The sequence below is a fragment of the Streptomyces sp. NBC_01334 genome (genome assembly GCF_035983595.1).
In the GTDB taxonomy this organism is placed as follows: Bacteria; Actinomycetota; Actinomycetes; order Streptomycetales; family Streptomycetaceae; genus Streptomyces; species Streptomyces coriariae.
On the sequence record NZ_CP130718.1, the window covers coordinates 9,102,828 to 9,122,200 of the forward strand.

Annotated in this window: 18 protein-coding genes; 8 read left to right on the plus strand and 10 right to left on the minus strand. The window is 70.7% G+C overall.

The window, feature by feature from the left end; translation table 11 throughout:
• Positions 1-96: 96 nt before the first annotated feature.
• Complete coding sequence (locus OG736_RS40490) at positions 97-255, minus strand: DUF397 domain-containing protein (protein ID WP_327187845.1); 159 nt, start codon at positions 253-255, stop codon at positions 97-99.
• Between the two features lie 220 nt (positions 256-475).
• On the opposite strand from OG736_RS40490, the gene OG736_RS40495 reads away from it, so the two are divergent.
• The gene (locus tag OG736_RS40495; protein WP_327186883.1) at positions 476-916 is read left to right on the plus strand and encodes an ATP-binding protein; all 441 of its coding nucleotides are present in this window, start codon (positions 476-478) and stop codon (positions 914-916) included.
• 42 nt (positions 917-958) lie between these two features.
• Here the strand turns inward: OG736_RS40495 and OG736_RS40500 are convergent, their stop codons facing one another.
• Positions 959-2,266, minus strand: a complete 1,308-nt coding sequence (locus tag OG736_RS40500) for a PP2C family protein-serine/threonine phosphatase (RefSeq protein WP_327186884.1) — start codon at positions 2,264-2,266, stop codon at positions 959-961.
• An 870-nt stretch (positions 2,267-3,136) separates the two neighbouring features.
• Between OG736_RS40500 and OG736_RS40505 the strand changes: the two genes are divergently transcribed.
• Both OG736_RS40505 and OG736_RS40510 read left to right on the plus strand, forming a co-directional pair.
• Positions 3,137-3,688, plus strand: coding sequence for a YciI family protein (locus OG736_RS40505; protein WP_327186885.1), 552 nt, complete (start codon positions 3,137-3,139; stop codon positions 3,686-3,688).
• Positions 3,689-3,736: 48 nt separating this feature from the next.
• The gene (locus OG736_RS40510) at positions 3,737-4,162 is read left to right on the plus strand and encodes a VOC family protein (RefSeq protein ID WP_327186886.1); all 426 of its coding nucleotides are present in this window, start codon (positions 3,737-3,739) and stop codon (positions 4,160-4,162) included.
• A 30-nt stretch (positions 4,163-4,192) separates the two neighbouring features.
• On the opposite strand, the gene OG736_RS40515 is transcribed toward OG736_RS40510, so the two are convergent.
• The gene (locus OG736_RS40515; protein WP_327186887.1) at positions 4,193-4,786 is read right to left on the minus strand and encodes a TetR/AcrR family transcriptional regulator; all 594 of its coding nucleotides are present in this window, start codon (positions 4,784-4,786) and stop codon (positions 4,193-4,195) included.
• A gap of 79 nt (positions 4,787-4,865) precedes the next feature.
• On the opposite strand from OG736_RS40515, the gene OG736_RS40520 reads away from it, so the two are divergent.
• A complete protein-coding gene (locus tag OG736_RS40520; RefSeq protein ID WP_327186888.1) occupies positions 4,866-5,801 on the plus strand; it encodes an oxidoreductase in 936 nt (311 codons plus the stop codon).
• A gap of 124 nt (positions 5,802-5,925) precedes the next feature.
• On the opposite strand, the gene OG736_RS40525 is transcribed toward OG736_RS40520, so the two are convergent.
• Positions 5,926-6,249 (minus strand): antibiotic biosynthesis monooxygenase family protein, encoded by a 324-nt coding sequence (locus OG736_RS40525; RefSeq protein ID WP_057606645.1) that lies wholly within the window; start codon positions 6,247-6,249, stop codon positions 5,926-5,928.
• Between the two features lie 321 nt (positions 6,250-6,570).
• On the opposite strand from OG736_RS40525, the gene OG736_RS40530 reads away from it, so the two are divergent.
• The 3 genes from OG736_RS40530 (at position 6,571) to OG736_RS40540 (ending at position 11,519) form a co-directional block, all read left to right on the plus strand.
• Positions 6,571-7,851 (plus strand): ricin-type beta-trefoil lectin domain protein, encoded by a 1,281-nt coding sequence (locus OG736_RS40530; protein ID WP_327186889.1) that lies wholly within the window; start codon positions 6,571-6,573, stop codon positions 7,849-7,851.
• On the plus strand, positions 7,848-9,233 hold the full coding sequence (locus OG736_RS40535; RefSeq protein ID WP_327186890.1) for a ricin-type beta-trefoil lectin domain protein: 1,386 nt from the start codon (positions 7,848-7,850) through the stop codon (positions 9,231-9,233). Before OG736_RS40530 ends, OG736_RS40535 begins: the two co-directional genes overlap by 4 nt.
• Before the next feature lie 78 nt (positions 9,234-9,311).
• Positions 9,312-11,519: a pectate lyase-like domain-containing protein gene (locus OG736_RS40540; RefSeq protein ID WP_327186891.1), complete on the plus strand. Its 2,208-nt coding sequence runs from the start codon at positions 9,312-9,314 to the stop codon at positions 11,517-11,519.
• Positions 11,520-11,539: 20 nt separating this feature from the next.
• Here the strand turns inward: OG736_RS40540 and OG736_RS40545 are convergent, their stop codons facing one another.
• The 3 genes from OG736_RS40545 to OG736_RS40555 all read right to left on the minus strand — a co-directional run bounded on the left by OG736_RS40545 (position 11,540) and on the right by OG736_RS40555 (position 14,049).
• On the minus strand, positions 11,540-12,442 hold the full coding sequence (locus tag OG736_RS40545) for a class I SAM-dependent methyltransferase (protein ID WP_327186892.1): 903 nt from the start codon (positions 12,440-12,442) through the stop codon (positions 11,540-11,542).
• 95 nt (positions 12,443-12,537) lie between these two features.
• Positions 12,538-13,128, minus strand: coding sequence for a helix-turn-helix domain-containing protein (locus tag OG736_RS40550; protein ID WP_327186893.1), 591 nt, complete (start codon positions 13,126-13,128; stop codon positions 12,538-12,540).
• 75 nt (positions 13,129-13,203) lie between these two features.
• Entirely contained in the window at positions 13,204-14,049 is an 846-nt protein-coding gene (locus OG736_RS40555) for an oxidoreductase (protein WP_327186894.1), read from the minus strand.
• Positions 14,050-14,155: 106 nt separating this feature from the next.
• On the opposite strand from OG736_RS40555, the gene OG736_RS40560 reads away from it, so the two are divergent.
• Positions 14,156-15,091 carry a LysR family transcriptional regulator gene (locus OG736_RS40560; protein ID WP_327186895.1) on the plus strand — a complete coding sequence of 312 codons (936 nt, stop codon included), beginning with the start codon at positions 14,156-14,158 and terminating at the stop codon, positions 15,089-15,091.
• A 55-nt stretch (positions 15,092-15,146) separates the two neighbouring features.
• On the opposite strand, the gene OG736_RS40565 is transcribed toward OG736_RS40560, so the two are convergent.
• The 3 genes from OG736_RS40565 to mmsA all read right to left on the minus strand — a co-directional run bounded on the left by OG736_RS40565 (position 15,147) and on the right by mmsA (position 19,190).
• A complete protein-coding gene (locus OG736_RS40565) occupies positions 15,147-16,256 on the minus strand; it encodes a substrate-binding domain-containing protein (RefSeq protein WP_267021911.1) in 1,110 nt (369 codons plus the stop codon).
• Positions 16,257-16,344: 88 nt separating this feature from the next.
• Entirely contained in the window at positions 16,345-17,643 is a 1,299-nt protein-coding gene (gene mmsB / locus OG736_RS40570) for a multiple monosaccharide ABC transporter permease (RefSeq protein WP_327186896.1), read from the minus strand.
• Positions 17,640-19,190, minus strand: a complete 1,551-nt coding sequence (mmsA, locus tag OG736_RS40575) for a multiple monosaccharide ABC transporter ATP-binding protein (RefSeq protein ID WP_327186897.1) — start codon at positions 19,188-19,190, stop codon at positions 17,640-17,642. Before mmsA ends, mmsB begins: the two co-directional genes overlap by 4 nt.
• Positions 19,191-19,373 lie beyond the last annotated feature (183 nt).

A 19,373-nucleotide genomic window follows, 5' to 3' on the forward strand; every position in this document is an offset into this window, starting at 1 on the left:
TGGCCGGCCTGTCGGTGGTGTGCGTGGGGGGGGGTAGCGGGCAGGGCCGGGGCCGGGGAAGGAGGGGCGGCCGGGTCCTGCCCGTGGTGCTCGGGTTCAGCCGGCCGCGAGATGGTCGGCGAGACCCCGTTTGACGCCCGCGACGAACGCGGCGATCTCCTCGGGTGTGTAGATCAGCGCGGGCCCGGCGGGATCGGTCGACTGCCGCAGTGCCACGCGGCCGTCGGCGAGATACCGACCCGCTGAAATTATCAGGCAGTCGGTTGCAGCTTGAACTTCGTTGCGAGCATAGTTACTTGTGTGAAGCGTGCTGCCGAACTCGAGCGTTCCCCCGCCAACTCTGCCCACCCCTCACCGGAGTTGGACCGCTCGCGCGTTCGCGGTACCGGGCCCGTACGGAACACCCCTTCCCCGTAGGCCCCTTGCTCACCGTTCCCCGCCTGGCTGCTGCCGCCCCCCACGGAAGGCGACCACCGTGTCCCCCCACACGACGTCCTCACCCCGGCCCTTGGACACCTGGAGCCCCGACCGGACGCACTGGATCGAACTCCCGGCACACCGCTCCAGCGTCTCGGTGGCCCGCAGGGCCATGAACGCGCGGCTGGCCGCCTGGCGGCTGCCGGGCGAGCTGTGCGCGGACACCGTCCTGCTCGTGTCCGAGCTGGCCACCAACGCCGTACGGCACACGCTCGGCACCCGGTTCCTGTGCGGTGTAGGACTCGTCACGGACGGGCGGCTGCGCCTGGAGGTGCACGATCACGACCGTACGGGACGGGGCCTGCCCCGCTGCGAGCCCGGACCGGACGACGAGGGCGGGCGCGGTCTCTTCCTCGTGGAGCAGCTCGCCGAGACCTGGGGAGTCGACCGGTCGAGGCTCACGGGCGGCAACGCGGTCTGGGCGACCATGACAACCTGAGCGGCCCCGGGAACCCGGCACGCGCCGGCCGGGCCCGGCGACTCAGCACCCGGCCGGGGTCAGTTCGGCCAGCAGCAGGGTGCGGTCGTCGGCTCCGGCCGTGCCGGAAGGGGCGTGCAGGAGCCGACGGCACAGGGACGGCAGCGTGTCCTGCCCGTCGCCGTCCACGGGTTCGACGGCTGCGGCCGCGTCCACGGTGCGTGCGAGACGGGTGATCTCCTGGTCGATGTCGGAGTCGCGGGACTCGACCAGACCGTCGCTGTAGAGCACCAGCAGGGCCGGATCCGGCACGCTCAGCACGGTCTCCTCGTAACCGCCCGCCCCGAGCCCGAGGGGCAGACCCGCCCCGGTCAGCCTGACCGGCGCCGTGCGGCCGTCCGGGCCGCGCAGCAACGGGGGAGGGTGGCCCGCACCCACCAGGGTGCAGGTGCGCCGCCGGGCATCCCACTCGGCGTATATGCAGGTCGCGAAGGACACGCCGGGGGAGTCGCCGGCGAGGGTGTCGAGCCGTCCTATGAGGTCGGCCGCGGGGATGTCGAGCGCCGCCAGGGTACGGACGGCGGTGCGCAGCTGGATCATCGCGACGGCGGACTCGGGACCGTGCCCCATGGCGTCCCCGACGATCAGACTGACCCGGTCGCCCGGCCGCTTCAGCACGTCGAACCAGTCGCCGCCGACGAGGTTCCCCTGACCGGCGGGCAGACAGCCGTGCGCGGTGCGGCAGCCGCCGAACTCCTGCGCCGTGCCGGGCGGCAGACTGTTGCGGATCGCCAGGGAGGTCCGGCGCTCGCGCTCGTAGCGGCGCGCGTTGTCGAGGGCCACGGCGGCCCGCGCGGCCAGTGCCTCCACGGCGGCCACGTCCGCCGGGCCGAACGGCGCACGTCCCGGCCCCCTGGTGCAGGTGACGAAGCCGATCGCCAGGTCCCGCAGCCGCAGCGGCACCACGAGGAAGGCCGCCACGCCCAGGAGGTCGCAGACGCGGGCCTCGCCGTCCCCGGAGGCGATGAGCCGCTCGGACGTGTGCGGGTCCACCGCGTCGAGCACCTGCGCGTGCCCGGTGGCGAGCGCGCGGGCGTACGGCGTGTCCCGGGGGAAGGTGATGACCTCGCCGACCGGCAGCACGCCCTCCCAGTCCTCCCGCGCGCCCGTCCCGACACGCAGTGCCATCCGGCGCGCCTCGATCCTGGGCGCGTCCACGCCGACGTGCGCGTTCTCCTCGACGCGCCACCGCTCCAGCAGGTGGACGGAGGCCGCGTCGCAGAATCCGGGGGTCAGCGCGTGCACGACATGGCTGCCGGTCATCAGCAGATCGAGTTCCGAGCCGATGACGTCTGCGGCGGGGGAGAACACCGACCGACGGGGCGAGGAGGCAAAGACGTCGTCGGCGCCGCTGCGCGGTTGGTTCCGCAGGGTCGTGCCTTTCCAGTGGGGGTCGGCCGCGCGGCGGGGAGCAGGGGGAGCGCCGCGTGCCGTCGCAACTATATGATGGCGCGTCAAGTCAGCGGGACTGAAGCCAAGTTGCCGCACGGATCCCCGGTCCATGACGCCGGTCCGACCACTCGGGGCGACCGGCCGACTTCGCGCGGGTGAGAGAGTGGCACCGCGGGCGGGCCGAGCCACCGCGAGCGGGCGCGGGGCGGCCCGGTCGGAACGGCGGAAAGCGGCTCAACCCTCCGAAGCCCGGCAACCCCGCGCCTACGCATCAGGTCCCTCCCCCTGACCGAACCACCGGCCCAACGGGGGCGACACATGTCAGTGCACAGGGGATATCTGCGCAAGGGGTTCGTCGGAGCGACCGCGGCGGTGGCGGTGACGGCCGTGGCCCTCACCGCCGTACCCGCGTCCGCGGACCCGAGGCCGGCAGCCGGCCGCCACGAGGCGACCCGGCGGGCGATGGACGCCGTCGTCGACGAGGGCGCACCGGGAGTCGCGCTACAGGCCAAGGACAAGTACGAGGTATGGAAGGTTCCGTGGCGTTCACCACGGCGAACGGCAAGCACTCGCTCGCCGCCAACGTCAACGGCGACTGGGCCGGTGACCCCGCGGAGATCATCGAGGCGGAGTTCTGCGGCGAGTAGCCGTCCGGCGGTTGGGAGCGGGCGCGGGCCCACCGGGACCGGGTGACTGTCGCGTCGCCGGTCCCGCGGAAGCCCGTGCCCGCGCTCGTCCCCGCCGAAAGCCGGTTGAGATACCGGGCGGACAGGGGAAGGGTCTGCCGGTATGGAGTTCTTCTGCTACCACCGTGACCGGCCCGCCTCCGCCGCCCTGCGCGACGAACTGCTCGAGAAGCACTGGTCCTACATGGACCGGTACGCGGCGCAGATGATCGCCCGGGGGCCGACCTTCGCCGCCGACGGCGACACGCCCACCGGCAGCGTGCACATCGTCGACCTCCCGGATGCCGCCGCCGCCCGCGCGTTCGTCTTCGACGAGCCCAACTACCAGGCCGGTGTCTACCGGGACGTGCTGCTGCGCCGGTGGCGCAACACGCTGGGGCGCACCATGTGGGACTTCCCCGGTGGCCGGAGCGGCGGCAACCGGTATCTGGTGCTCGGCCTCGGCCCGGTCACGGACGACGGCCTCGTCGTGCCGCCCGAGCGCGACGAGCTGATCGCGTACGGTCCGCTGCTGTCCGACGACGGGGCGACCCGGGTGGGTACCGCGGTGCTGCTCAGAGCCCCGGATGCGGACTCGGCGCGCGCCGTCCTGGCCCCGGACCGGTATGCCGACGTCGAAGTCCACGACTGGCAGTTCGGCGGACGGCCGTCATGAGGCCGCAGCCGCCCTCCGTCCGGCGCGGGTCTGCGTGACAGTGGAGGCATGAACACGGACGACAGGAACATTCTGGCCCGGGGACGCGTGGCGACCAGGCTTCCCACCCAGGACCTGGACCGGGCGCGGCGCTTCTACGCCGAGCGGCTCGGGCTGGAGCCCGTCGACGAACGGCCCGGCGGGCTGTTGTACCGATGCGGAGGGACGGAGTTCGCCCTGTTCACATCGACGGGAGCCTCGCCCGGCACCTTCACCCAGATGGGGTGGCAGGTCGACGACCTCGACGCGGTCGTGGCGGAGCTCAAGCGCCGAGGCGTGGTGTTCGAGGAGGTCGACGCGCCCGGGTTCGGAACCAAGGACGGCATCGCCGAGATCGACGGGAACTACCCGAGCAAGGGAGCACGGGGGGAACGCGCGGCCTGGTTCCGAGACAGTGAGGGAAACCTCCTGGGCATCGGCGAGCCGGTCGTCTGAGGGCCGTCATGGCCCGGGGCTTGTGGCCATCTACTCCGGCTCGCAGCCGCGCAGGGCGGACGCGATCACGTCGTCCAGGCCGGGCCCGGTGACCTCCGGTGGCAGCAGCCCGCTCACGGTGAGCCCGGCATACCCGTGCAGCGTCGCGAAGATCGGCAGGGCGACGCGCTCCAGCTCGCCCTGCCGCACCTCGCCCCGGCGCTGCCCGTCGCGGATCAGTTCGAGCAGCTGGTCGGACCACAGGTGGGCCGTCGCGCCCAGTGCCTCCGACGCCTCCGGGCTGTGCTTGGCCGAGAACATCAGGTCGAGCAGCGCGGCGTTGGTCACGGCGAAACCGACATAGGCGCGGGCCGCGGCGTCCAGCCGTTCGGCGAACGACTCGCCGACGTCTTCCTGGGCGGCCGAGACGACGGCGGCCAGCCGCTCGAAGCCGGTCAGCGCCAACGCGTCCAGCAGTGCCTGCTTGGTCTTGAAGTGGCGGCTCGGCGCGGCGGGGCTCACCCCGATGTCACGGGCCAGTTCCCGGAGGGACAGCGCTCCCGATCCCCTCTCGCGCAAGGTCTGCTCGGCGCGTGCGAGCAGCTCCGCAGCGAGGTCTCCGTGGTGGTAGGGGCGGCTTCTCATGCCCTCAGCCTAGCCCGGCGTGAGCAGCGCCCACATTGTTATCGTTGCCAACATTGTGAGCACCGCCTACATTGGATCCATGGCAAAGGACATGAAGACCACCCAGCCCTGGAACACCACCGACATCCCCGACCAGACCGGCCGCACCGCCGTGGTGACCGGCGCCAACAGCGGGCTCGGCCTCGCCACCGTCGAGGCACTGGCCCGCGCGGGGGCCCATGTGGTCCTGGCGGTACGGGACCCCCGACGCGGCGAGGCGGCGGCCGCGGCCGTGCCGGGCAGCGTGGAGGTGCGCCGGCTCGACCTGGCCGACCTCTCCTCCGTACGCGAGTTCGCCGCAGGCTGGCGCGGCGACCTGGACCTGCTCATCAACAACGCCGGCGTCATGAACGTCCCCGAGGGCCGCACCGAGGACGGCTTCGAGACGCAGTTCGGCACCAACCACCTGGGCCACTTCGCCCTGACCAACCTGCTGCTGCCGCACATCACCGACCGCGTGGTCGTCCTGTCGTCCGGCGCGCACAAGATGCCGGGCAGCCCCCGCATCCGCTTCGACAACCTCGACCTGACCGGCGAGTACACCCCGATGGCGGCCTACAGCCAGTCCAAGCTCGCCAACCTGCTCTTCACCCTGGAACTCCAGCGGCGGCTCGGCGCGGCGGGTTCGCCCGTACGCGCCCTGGCCGCACACCCCGGCTGGGCCGCCACCAACCTCCAGGGGCACGACGCCAGCTACCTGCGGCGCCTCTTCATGCGGCTGGGCAACCGGCTCGTCGCCCAGGACAGCCGGGCCGGTGCGCTGCCCACCCTGTACGCCGCGGTCCGGGACCTGCCCGGCGCGAGCTATGTCGGCCCCGACGGCCCCTTCGAGATGCGCGGCGCCCCGACCCTGGTCGGCCGCTCCCCGGCGGCCGGCGATCCGGCCGCCGCCCTGCGGCTGTGGACCGTGTCCGAGGAGCTGACCGGCGTCACCTTCCCCGAGCACGCACTGACGCCTAGCGGCCTGACGTCCTGAGGAACCCGGAAGGTCGCGACGGATCGGCACGACCCGACGCCGACCGGGACGGCCGTCCATCGCCGGTGACGGCCGGCGGCGGGCGGCGGGTGGACGGCACGGCGGCCACCCGCCACGGGAGCGGCTACTCGCCCTTCGGCGCCGCCTGTTGCACCACCTCGAAGGACCAGAGGGTGGAGCCCGATGCCGCGGGCTTGGGCCGTTCCCCCTCCGTGTCGCCCCGGTGGGCGGCCTTCATCGGGCCCTCGAGCCAGGCCTGGAAAGACGCCTCGTCACGCCAGCGCGTGTAGACGAGGTAGGTGTCGGTGCCCTCGACCGGGCGGAGCAGCTCGAACCACTCGAAGCCGTCCGAGTTCTCGACGGCGTGGGCTCGCGCGGCGAACCGCTTCTCGAGGGTCTCCCGCTGTTCCGCCGGGACGGTCAGTACGTTGATCTTGACTACGCTCATGGTTCCATCCTGCCCTCCCGCGACCGCAGGGCGGCGGACCACCCCCTCCGTGACAGCCGGCTCCCGCTCCGGAGGCCCCTCTCCTGAATCCGGGCCTCCGGGATCCGGGTCTCCCGAATCCCGGTCTCGCGAATCTGGTCCAGACCAAACTCTTGACAGGGTCATTACTCACTTCTTAAATCACGTAGTGAACTAAGCCCATGTCAGGGCCGGTTCGCACCCCCCACCCATTCGGCGCGGTCAGCGGTGAGCCGCCCGGCCGCGCCCACGGATGTCATGACCATGTCGTGACCGTCCGTCATGTGTCAGGAAGGGAGAGCCATGGCCTCTCCGCGCCTGCCCCGGCGCCTGCTGTTGTCGCTGGCCTCGCTCCTCGCCTTCGCGTCGCTGTCCACCGGACCGGCGCTGGGCGTGTCCCCGTCCGCGGAGGACTCCTCCGCACGCGCTGTCGCGGCACCCCGGGCGGCCGCCGTCACGTTCTCCGAGGAGTTCGACGGGCCCGCCGGTTCTGCCGTGGACGGCGCCCGATGGCAGACCGAGACCGGGGACAACGTCAACAACCACGAGCGGCAGTACTACACCGCGGGCAACCGCAACGCCGCTCTGGACGGCCAGGGCCATCTGGTGATCACCGCCCGCCGGGAGAACCCGGGCAACTACCAGTGCTGGTACGGGCGGTGTGAGTACACCTCCGCCCGGCTGAACACGGCCGGCCGGTTCACCACGACGTACGGCCGGGTCGAGGCCCGGATGAAGGTCCCGCGTGGGCAGGGCATGTGGCCCGCGTTCTGGATGCTGGGCAACGACATCGGCCAGGTCGGCTGGCCCGCCTCGGGCGAGATCGACGTCATGGAGAACGTCGGCTTCGAGCCGGCCACCGTCCACGGCACCCTGCACGGCCCGGGATACTCCGGCTCCGGTGGCATCGGCGCCGGGTACACCCTGCCCGGCGGACAGGCGTTCGCCGACGCCTATCACACCTTCGCCGTCGACTGGAGTCCGAACGCGATCACCTGGTCCGTCGACGGCACCGTCTACCAGCGGCGCACCCCGGCCGACCTCGGCGGGCGGCAGTGGGTCTTCGACAAGCCCTTCTTCCTGATCCTCAATCTCGCGGTCGGCGGTTACTGGCCCGGAGACCCCGACGGCAGCACGGTCTTCCCCCAGCAACTCCTGGTCGACTACGTCCGGGTGAGCACCGACACCGCCCAGCCCGGCGGCAGCGGCCCCATCACGGGCCTCGCCGGCAAGTGCGTGGACGTGGCCGGGGCCAACAGCGCCAACGGCACGGCCGTGCAGCTGTACGACTGCAACGGCACCGCCGCCCAGCAGTGGTCGGTGGGCGCCGACGGCACGATCCGCGCGCTCGGCAAGTGCCTGGACGTCGCCTCGGGCGGCACCGCGGACGGCACCCCCGTCCAGCTCTGGGACTGCAACGGCTCCGCGGCCCAGCAGTGGGCCGTCCCCGCCGCCCGGGACATCGTCAACCCGCAGGCGAACAAGTGCCTGGACGCCACGGGCGGCAGCTCCGCCAACGGCACCCGGCTCCAGATCTGGACCTGTACCGGTGCCTCTCAGCAGAAGTGGACGGTGACCCGATGACCAGGAGGATCCCGCATCGCCGCGCCGTACGCGGCGCGCTGGGCGCGGCGGCCGTGGCCGCCCTGCTCACCGGCCTGAACGGCACACCGGCGAGCGGTGCCGCGGCGGCCGCCGCCGGACAGATCACCGGGATCGGCGGCAAGTGCGTCGACATCGCGGGTGCCGCCACGGAAAACGGCACGGCCGTGCAGCTGTACGACTGCAACGGCACCGCCGCCCAGCAGTGGTCGGTGGGCGCCGACGGCACGATCCGCGCGCTCGGCAAGTGCCTGGACGTGACCTCGGGCGGCACCGCCGACGGAACCCGGACCCAGCTGTGGGACTGCAACGGCAGCGCGGCCCAGCAGTGGACCGTCACCGCCGCCCGCGACATCGTCAACCCGCAGGCGAACAAGTGCCTGGACGCGACCGGCAACAGCTCCGCCAACGGCACCCGGCTCCAGATCTGGACCTGCACCGGATCCGCCAACCAGAAATGGACGGCGCCCGGCGGCGAGCCGGCGCCCGGACCCGGAGCCATGGCCGTCGCGCCGTACCTCTACAACGGGTGGGGCAGCCCGCCCAGCCCCACCACCGTGATGAACGCGACCGGCGTCAAGTGGTTCACGCTCGCCTTCGTCCTCAGCAACGGCTACTGCAACCCGCAGTGGGACGGAAGCCGCCCGCTGACCGGGGGAGTCGACCAGCAGACCGTCACCACCGTCCGGGGAGCCGGCGGTGACGTGATCCCCTCCTTCGGCGGCTGGAGCGGCAACAAGCTGGAGAGCTCCTGCGGCAGCGCGGGCGAACTGGCCGCCGCGTACCAGAAGGTCATCAACGCCTACGGGCTCAAGGCGATCGACATCGACATCGAGGCGGCGGCGTACGACAGCCCGACCGTGCAGCAGCGCACCGTCGACGCGTTGAAGACCGTCAAGGCCAACAACCCGGGCATCAAGGTGTACATCACCTTCGGCACCGGACAGAACGGCCCCGACAGCAGCCTGATCGGCAGGGCCGCCGCCTCCGGACTCACCGTGGACAGCTGGACGGTCATGCCGTTCAACTTCGGCGGCGCGGGCCAGAACATGGGCCAGCTCACCGTCCGGGCCGCCGAGGGACTCAAGACCGCGGTGAAGAACGCTTACGGCTACTCGGACGACCAGGCCTACCGGCGCACCGGCATCTCCTCGATGAACGGCATCACCGACAACAGCGAGACGGTGACCGTCGCCGACTTCCGCACCATCCTGGCGTACGCCCAGCAGCGCCACCTGGCCCGGCTGACCTTCTGGTCGGTCAACCGCGACCGGCCCTGCACCGGCGGCGGCGCCGACACCTGCTCGGGCATCGCCCAGCAGCCCTGGGACTTCACCCGGGTCTTCGCGCAGTACGCCGGCTGACCCGCCCGCGCACCCCGCCGACCTGGCCCTGCCTTCCCCGATCCCCACTCACGCCGTCCCGACGGCACAGGAGAAGACGTGTTCCGCATCCCCCGACCATCCCTCGCCGGCCCCTGGGCCGCGGCCTCCGTGGCAGCCGCCACGGCGGTCTCGCTCTTCACCGGCGTCCAGCCCTCCCGGGCCGCGACCGACGCGGCCACCGCCCTGCCCACCGGCTGGTCCACGGTGGTGAACTCCGGCAGCGGCAAATGCCTGGACGCCCGGGCGGCCGCGACCGTGAACGGCACCGCCGTGCAGCAGTACGCCTGCAACAACAGCACCGCCCAGCAGTGGAGTTTCACCGCGACCGGCGACGGCTTCGTGCGGATCGGCAACCGCAACGACGCCCAGCAGGTCGTGGACGTGAGCGACGTGTCCACCGCCGACAACGCGGCCGTGCACCTGTGGGCGTACGGCGGCGGCGCCAACCAGCAGTGGCAGGCCGTCGACGAGGGCGGCGGCGCCTACCACTTCGTCAACCGCAACAGCGGCAAGTGCCTCGACGTCCCGTCCGCCTCGACGGCCGACAGCGTCCAACTGGTGCAGTACACCTGCAACGGCACGGCCGCCCAGCGCTTCCAGGTCGCGCCGGTGAGCACCGCCCCGGGGGACGTCGACCTCGGCCCCAACGTCGTCGTCTTCGACCCGTCGATGCCGTCGTCCACGATCCAGAGCCGGCTGAACTCGATCTTCCAGCAGCAGGAGACGAACCAGTTCGGCTCCCAGCGCTACGCGGTCATGTTCAAGCCCGGCACGTACAGCAACGACGTCAACGTCGGCTTCTACACCCAGGTCCTGGGGCTCGGTCAGTCGCCCGACTCGGTCACGATCAACGGCGCCGTGCATGTGGAGGCCGACTGGTTCCCGCCGCAGAACGCCACCCAGAACTTCTGGCGCGGCGCGGAGAACCTCTCGGTCAACCCGACCGGCGGTACCGACCGGTGGGCGGTCTCCCAGGCGTCCGGCTATCGCCGTATGCATGTCCGCGGCAACCTGGAGCTGAGCGACGGCGGCTGGTCCAGTGGCGGGTTCATGGCCGACAGCAAGATCGACGGCCAGGTGCGGTCCGGCACCCAGCAGCAGTGGCTGACCCGTAACTCCCAACTCGGCAGCTGGACCGGCTCCAACTGGAACATGGTCTTCGTCGGCAGCCAGGGCGTCCCGGGCAACAGCTTCCCCAACCCTCCCTACACCACGGTCAACCAGACCCCCACGGTCCGGGAGAAGCCCTTCCTGTACGTCGACAGCGCAGGCGCCTACCGGGTATTCGTGCCGTCGGTGCGGGCCAACTCCTCGGCCACCACCTGGGCGAACGGGACCGCCGCCGGCAGCTCGCTCGGCATCGACCAGTTCTTCGTCGTCAAGCCGGGCGCGACCGCCGCACAGATCAACACCGCTCTCGCCGAGGGCAAGAACCTGCTGGTCACCCCCGGCGTCTACCACCTGAACCAGACCCTGCGGGTGACCCGCCCCGACACCGTCGTGCTCGGTCTCGGCCTCGCCACGTTCGTCCCGGACAACGGCGTCACCGCCATGACCGTCGCCGACGTCGACGGGGTGAAGGTCGCCGGCGTCCTCTTCGACGCCGGCACCACCAACTCGCAGACGCTCATGGAGATCGGCCCGGCGGGCGCCGCCGCCGACCACACGGCGAACCCCACCTCCCTGCACGACGTCTACTTCCGGGTCGGCGGGGCCGCCGTGGGCAAGGCGACCACCAGCCTCGTCGTCAACAGCGACGACGTCATCGGCGACCACATGTGGATCTGGCGCGCCGACCACGGCAGCGGGGTGGGCTGGACCACCAACACGGCGGACACCGGACTCGTCGTCAACGGCGACGACGTCACCATGTACGGCCTGTTCGTCGAGCACTACCAGAAGCACCAGACCCTCTGGAACGGCAACGGCGGCCGGACGTACTTCTACCAGAACGAGATGCCCTACGACCCGCCCAACCAGGCCGCCTGGATGAACGGCACCACCCAGGGTTACGCCGCCTACAAGGTCGCGAACTCGGTCACCGGCCACCAGGCCTACGGGCTCGGCAGCTACTGCTACTTCAATGTCAACCCGAGCGTCACCGCCGAGCACGCCTTCGAGGTGCCGGCCAACCCGAACGTGCGCTTCCAGAACATGGTGACGGTCTCGCTGGGCGGCACCGGAACCATCCGGCACGTCATCAACGACCGGGGCGGACCGTCCAACTCCAGCTCGAACGTGGCCAACCTGGTGAACTACCCGTGAAGTGAGCCACCCACGGGCCGTCAGGCACGGCGTGCGGCCCACACCGTGCGTTCGGTGCGCACGCCCAGGTCGGTGCGGCGCAGGATGCCGTGCGGGCTGTCGGTGTCGAGCAACCGGTCGAAAGCGGTCAGGTCCTCGGCCGTCAAGGCGGATGCGATGCCGGCCCGCATGCGGCGCAGACCGCTGAGGGCGTAGCGGCCGACCGCGTCGGTGTGGGTCGGGCCTATGTCGACGGTGAGGGTGCGTTCGCCTTCGACGGTGAAACCGGCCTTCGCCAGCTCGGGTCCCCAGTCGGCGCCGCGATGGGGGAGCCGCTCGGCGTGATGGTGGTCGAGCGCGGCATGGCAGCGCTCCTCGAGACCGGGAGCGTCCTCCGGGGCGCTCTCGGGCAGGAACCGGGGGAAGCCCGCCAGCTCGACGACGGCGAACAGTCCGCCCGGTGCCATCAGGTCGTGGACCTGGCGCAGGGCGCGGCCGGGGTCGGCCATGTGGTGCAGGGAGGCCGATGCCCAGACCAGCTCCGGCCTGCCGAGTTCGGGCCATGCCGGCGCGTCGAGGTCGGCCCGCACGATGCGCACGCGGTCGGCCGCTCCGGCCGCGACGGTCTTCTCCCGCAGGCGGTCCAGGTGGGCGTCCGAGACGTCGACGGCCGTCACCTCGGCCTCGGGAAAGCGCTCGAGCAGGGCAAGGGTGCCCGCTCCGGTCCCGCAGCCCAGGTCCACGATGCGGGCGGGGCTGGTCCCGACGGGCAGCCAGGCGGTGAGGGACGCGATGTGCTCGGCGAGCACTTCCGCGTCCAGGTCGAGGATCTCCGACTGGTCGCCTGCCTCGTGCTCGTGCTCGTGTTCGTGTTCGTGCACGTGCTCCTGCTCGTGAGGCCGGTGCGCGGCGGGGTGCGTCGTGTGCGGGGAGGGGGGGTTCATGCGCTCACGCTAAGCGGGCCGAGGGCGGGAGCCGGCTCCCGTTGCGGAATGCGCAAGACGATGGCCCGCTGGATTGCGTGACACGCAAAAGGCGGTCACGGTGACGGGCGGTTCGCCTTTGCGGCCCCCTCGCCGCGCTGGTGGCCGCGGCGGGCGTCGCGGTCGAAGATGCCCAGGAGCTCGCACGGTCCGCCCTCGGCGCCGATGGCGTGCGGGAGCATCGTGGGGAACTCCGCCGCCTGGTGGGTCTCGATCCGGAAGCGCCGGTTGCCCAGCAGCAGGATCGCGGTGCCCGAGAGGACGACCAGCCATTCGCGGCCCGGGTGGGCGCGCATGCGCGAGGGGTTGTCGGGCGGCGGGTCCGTCATGCGCTGACGCACGACGGTCACGCCGGGCTCCGCCTTGACGAGCCAGCGCATCCCGTGGGCCGCGTCGACGATCGGGTTGGAGACGACGTCGTCCGTGGCGGTCTCGACCAGTTGGTCGAGGGAGGTCTCCAGGGCGCGGGCGAGCGTCACGAGCTGGTCCAGGGCCAGGCGGCGCCTGCCGTTCTCGATACGGCTGAGTGTGGACTGACTGACCTGGGCGCGGGCCGCCAGCTCCTCCAGGGACCAGCCCTGCGCCAGACGCAGCGCGCGGATGCGTTTGCGTACCAGGCTCTCCAGCTCACCGGCTTCTTGCGTCATGAGCAATATCGTATGCCCCCGCGGCAAGAAGAATCCGAACCGAACGGTGCGCCTGCGGGCCCGCCGATCACGCCGTCACTCCGTGTCGAAGTCCGTCCCCCGGGAGACCCTCTCCCACTCGATGAGCTCGGCCCGCACGGAGTCCAGGTGCCCGGTCAGGAAGTCGACCGCGTCACCGCCCAGGGCGAGGCGGAGCGGGGTGTTCTCGGCGTCCAGAGCCAGCCGGATCGCCGCCGCGGCCTTCGCCGGGTCGCCGGGCTGATCGCCGTTGCCGCCCTCCACCAACTGCCGGGTCGCGCCGACCTTCTCCGCGTACGCCGGGTTCTCCTCGGAGAAATACGCCGCACCCTTGCCGAACAGGTTGGTACGGAACGCGCCGGGCTCCACGATCAGCACCTTGATGCCGAACGGTGCCACCTCGTCGGCCAGGCCCTCCGACAGCTGCTCCAAGGCCGCCTTGGTCGCGCTGTACGCGGAGAACCCGGCGAAGGACAGCTGACCGCCGAAGCTGCTGATGTTCACGACCGATCCACTGCCCCGCTCCCTCATCTGCGGCAGCAGCGCCCGGGTCAGCCGCGCCGGGCCGAACACGTGCAGGTCGAACAGGTCGCGCAGCTCCTGGTCGGTGGTCTCCTCGAACGCACCGACCTGGGTGCGGCCGGCGTTGTTCACCACCACGTCCACCCTCCCGTAACGGGCCAGGACGTCGGCGGCCACCGCGTCGACGCGCTCGCCGTCGGTGACGTCCATGCTGATCGCCTCCGCGCGGTCCGGGTGCGCGGCGACCAGGCCGTCCAGCGCCTCGATCCGGCGGGCCGTGCCGATCACCGTGTCACCGGCGGCGACCGCGGCCTGCGCGATGGCCCGTCCGAAACCGCTGCTCGCGCCGGTGACCAGCCAGACCTTGGCGTTCTCGCTCATCTTCGTCTCCCTCGTCGGCTGCCGGTCGGGGCTCCCCGTCCGACGGCTGCCATCCTTCGCCGGACATCGGGGCGGCGTCCAAGACCCCTTGTGATAGCCATGAGTTATGGACATCCATGGACGCGATCTGCGCTACTTCACCGCGGTGGCCGAGGAGTTGAGCTTCACCCGCGCCGCCGAGCGGCTGTTCGTCTCCCAGCCCGCACTGAGCAAGCAGATACGGATGCTGGAGAACCGGCTGGGCGTGGTCCTGTTCGAACGGGACCGGCGGACGGTGCGGTTGACCGCGGTGGGGGAGGCCCTGTTACCGCACGCCCACGAGGTGCTGGCCGCCTGGCACGCCGCGGAGGCGGCGGTGCGGGAGGCGGAGACCGCCGAGCGGCGCACTCTGGTGATCGGCATGTCCACCAGCCCGGGCCGTGGCCTGCTGCCCGCCCTGCGGACCCGCCTCGTCTCCCGCTGTCCGCAGGCTCAGCCGGTCCTGCGGCAGGTCAACTGGGCCGATCCCAGTGCCGGGTTGGCGGACGGATCCAGCGACGTCGCCTTCGTCTGGCTGCCGCTGCCGGACGAGGACCGCTACCGGTATGCGGTGGTGGCCCGCGAGCCTCGCCTGGTCGCGCTGCCGGAGGGACACCCCTTGGCGGCGCGGGCCGCGTCCGACCCCGAGGGGCAGGTGGACTTCTCCGACCTGCTGGAGGAGCCCTTCCTCGCCCTTCCCGCGGAGGCCGGCCCGTTGCGCGACCACTGGCTCGCTCTCGATGCCCGAGGCGGCCGCCCGCCGCGGATCGGCGGGGTGGTGGCCAGCGCCGAGGAGACCCATGAGGCGGTGTCCGGCGGTCAGGGGATCGCGCTGCTGGCCACCGGGAACGCTGCGCTGGTCGTCCGGGACAAGGTGGTCGCCGTACCGGTCCGGGGCATCTCCCCGTCCCGGCTGGCGGTCGCCGCCGCCCAGGACGACAGACGGCCCCTGGTGCTCGCCTACCTGGCCGCCGCGAGCGAGGTCGGAGCCACCACCCGCTGTGACCCGGTGTCTGGGGCATGACCGCCTTCGCCCGCCCCGGAGAGCCTTTCGGGGCGGGCGAAGACGCTGGTCGGTGCTACTTGGTGAGCGCTGCCAGCTTGGGGTCGTTCGCGTAGGCCTCGGCCGCGTTCTCCTTCGTCACGATGACCGGCGGCAGGAGGAAGGACGGGACGACCTTCTTGCCGTTGTCGTACGACTTGGTGTCGTTGATGGTCGGCTTGTCGCCCTTCTGGAGGGCCTTGACCATGTTGACGGTCTCCGCGACGAGCTTGCGGGTGTCCTTGTTGATGGTCGAGTACTGCTCACCGGCCATGATCGACTTCACCGACTCGACCTCGGAGTCCTGACCGGTGACGACCGGGACCGGCTTGCCGGCGCCCTTGACCGAGGTGAGGATCGCGCGGGCGAGGGTGTCGTTCGGGGACAGGACGCCGTCGAGGGTCTTCTTGCCGCCGTAGGCCGAGGTCAGCAGCGAGTCCATGCGCTGCTGGGCGTTCTCGGCCTTCCAGCCCTGCGTCGCGGTCTGTTTGATGTCGGTCTGCCCCGAGCCGACAACGATGTCGCCCTTGTCGATCAAGGGCTTCAGCACCTCCATCGCACCGTCGAAGAAGACCTTGGAGTTGTTGTCGTCCGGCGAGCCGGAGAACAGCTCGATCGTCCAGGGACCCTTCGGCTTCTTCGCCTTCATACCGTCGATCAGGGCCTGTCCCTGGAGCTGGCCGACCTTGAAGTTGTCGAAGGCGATGTAGTAGTCGACGTCGGGCGTGTTCGTGATGAGCCGGTCGTAGGCGATGACGGTGGCGCCCTCGTCCTTGGCCTGCTTCACCTGGGTCGCGAGCTGCGAGGCATCGGTCGCGCCGATCACGATGACCTTCGCGCCCTTGGTGACCATGGAGGAGATCTGCGCCTGCTGGTCGGCGACGGTGGTCGAGGCGCCCGCGTACTGGACGTCGGCCTTGAAGCCGGAGTCCTTCAGGCCGTCGGTGAACAGGTCACCGGCGAGCACCCAGTTCTCCGAGGTCTTGGCGGGCAGGGCGACGCCGATCAGCGAGTCCTTCGCGAAGCCCTTGCCGTCGGCGCTGTCGCTGCCGGTGGAGCCCTCGCGTTCGTTGGAGCAGGCCGTGCCCAGGGTGAGCAGGGCGGCGGCGCCGACGGCGGCGATGCTTCTGATGACGAGTGTGCGCATGGTGGAGTTGGCCCCTTCGTACGGTGTGCGGTTGCGGGAGTGCGGTGTGCCGTCGAGCGCGGCGGGGGAGGAGACGCGGGCTCTGCGGTCAGCCCGCGATCCCGGCCTTGTCGGCGTCGGAGTCGGGGGCCGCCGGTGGAGCCGGTGCCGCCGGGTCGTCCCGCCGGAACGGGCGTGTCAGTGCGCCGATGACCGAGAAGCGTCCCTGGCTCTTGTTGTAGACGTCGAAGGCGACGGCGAGCAGGAGGACCAGGCCCTTGATGATCTGGACCATGTCGGATCCGACGCCCTCGAGTTGGAGGCCGTTGTTGAGCAGTGCCATGACCAGGCCGCCGACGATCGAGCCGCTGACGGTGCCCAGGCCGCCGGAGACCGCCGCGCCGCCGATGAACACGGCCGCGATGGCGTCCAGTTCCCAGCTCAGGCCGTCCTGCGGTCCGGAGGCCGAGGAGCGGGCGACGAAGATCATGCCGGCCAGCGCGGCCAGCACCGACATGTTCATCATGACGAGGAAGTTGACCCGCTTGAGCTTCACACCGGACAGTTCCGCCGCTCGCGCGTTGCCGCCGACGGCGTAGATGTGCCGGCCGCCGATGGTGTTGCGGGTGTAGTGCGAGTACGCGAGGACCAGAACGATCAGGATGATGCCGGAGATCGGCAGGCTGGTGCCGATCCGGCCGCCGGCGAAGCGGAGCGTCGCGAAGACGATCACGCCGAACATGACGGCCAGGCGGATGCCCGTGACCCACAGCGGTGCCAGGTCGGCCTTCATCTCGCGGCGGGTCTGGCGCGCCTTCCACTCGCGCCACAGCACGCCCGCGCAGGCGGCCACGCCGAGGAGCAGCGTCAGGTTGTTGTACCCGGTGTCCGGCCCGACCTCGGGCAGGAAGCCCGCGCCGATCTTGCGGAAGCCCTCGGGCACCGGAACCGTGTCGGCGTTGCCGATGTACTGGTTGCCGCCGCGGAACAGCAGCATCCCGGCAAGGGTCACGATGAAGGCGGGCACGCCGATGTAGGCCACCCAGAAGCCCTGCCAGGCACCGATCGCGGCGCCGACGAGCAGACCGAGCGCGATACCGAGGGGCCAGGGCAGGTCGTACTCCTGCATCGCCTTGGCGACGACGATGCCGGTGAACGCGGCGACCGAGCCGACCGACAGGTCGATGTGCCCGGCGACGATCACCATCAGCATCCCGATGGCCAGGATCAGGATGTAGGAGTACTGGCTGACGACCGCGATGAGGTTGCCCGACGTGAGCGTCAGGCCGTCGGTCCAGATCTGGAACAGCAGGACGATCGCCACCAGGGTGGAGATCATGCCGAACTGTCGGGCGTTGGAGGTCGTTCCTCCGAAGAGGTTCTTCTGAAGGTCGGTTATACGGCTCATGGAGTGGGGCTCTTCTTGGTAGCGGTCATCTGCTTCATCAGGAGTTCCGGATCGGCGTCGCCACGCGCCACATCGCCGGTGATGGTGCCCTCGAACACCGTGTAGATGCGGTCGCACAGGCCGATCAGCTCGGGCAGCTCGGAGGAGATGACGACGACCCCCTTGCCCTGGGCGACGAGCCGCTGGATGATCCCGTAGATCTCGAACTTGGCGCCCACGTCGATGCCGCGGGTCGGTTCGTCGAGGATCAGCAGGTCCGGGTCGGTGAACATCCACTTCGCCAGGACGACCTTCTGCTGGTTGCCGCCGGAGAGCTTGACGACACCCTCGTCGACGCTGGGGGTCTTGATCCGCAGGCTCCGGCGGTACTCCTCGGCGATCCGGTGCTCGCGCACCGGGTCGATGACGCGCCGTCGGGCGATCTTCGACAGCTTCGCGGCGACCATCGAGGTCTTGATGTCGTCCAGCAGGTTGAGGCCGATCGACTTGCGGTCCTCGCTGACGTAGGCCAGTCCGTGCCGGATGGCGTCCGACACGGTCTTCAGCCGGACTTCCTCGCCGTCCTTGAAGACCCGCCCCGACAGCCAGGTGCCGTAGGAGCGGCCGAAGAGGCTCATCGCGAGTTCGGTGCGGCCCGCGCCCATGAGTCCCGCGAAGCCGACGATCTCCCCGCGGCGGACATGGAACGTCGAGCCCTTGCACACCATCCGCTCGTCCGAACTGGGGTGGCGTACCGTCCAGTCGCGGACCTCGAAGAAGATCTCGCCGATGTCGGGCGTGCGGTCGGGGAAGCGGCTGTCGAGCTCACGGCCGACCATGCCCCGCACGATGCGGTCCTCGTTGACGCCGTCGGCCTGTACGTCGAGGCTCTCGATGGTGCGGCCGTCGCGCAGGATCGTGATGGTGTCGGCGACCGCCTCGATCTCGTTCAGCTTGTGCGAGATGATGATCGAGGTGATGCCCCGCTCGCGGAAGCCGCGCAGCAGGTCGAGCAGGTGCTGCGAGTCGTGCTCGTTGAGGGCCGCGGTCGGCTCGTCGAGGATCAGCAGCTTCACGTCCTTCGCGAACGCCTTGGCGATCTCGACGAGTTGCTGCTTGCCGACACCGATGTCCTTGATCAGAGTGTCGGGGTCCTCCCGGAGCCCCACCCGCGCCATCAGCTCCAGAGCGCGGCGTTGGGCCGTCTTCCAGTCGATCGAGCCGCGGCGGCGCGGTTCGTTCCCGAGGAAGAGGTTCTCGGTGATCGACATACCGGGTACCAGGGCCAGTTCCTGGTGGATGATCGCGATACCGGCCTGTTCGCTGGCCCGGATGTCGTGGAACCGGACCTGCTCGCCGCGGTAGACGATGTCGCCGGTGTAGCTGCCGTGCGGGTGCACCCCGCTGAGCACCTTCATGAGGGTGGACTTGCCGGCGCCGTTCTCGCCGCAGATCGCGTGGATCTCGCCTTCCCGCACGACGAGGCTGACGTCGGCGAGCGCGGTGACGCCGGGGAAGGTCTTGGTGATCGACCGCATCTCCAGCAGGGTCGGGGCGGTGGGCGTCATGAGTGGTGCTCCCCACCGCCGGGAACGCGCCTGGGCGTACCCGAGCCTTCGGGCCTGCGGCATTGCATGGACATCAACTTGCCTCCGATGGCACTGCCCTGTGCCTTCGTGTCCGGGATTTCGTCTGCCGGACACTAAATCCATTTGTTTTACTAAGTCAATGGGCTGCGAGAGATAGGTTGT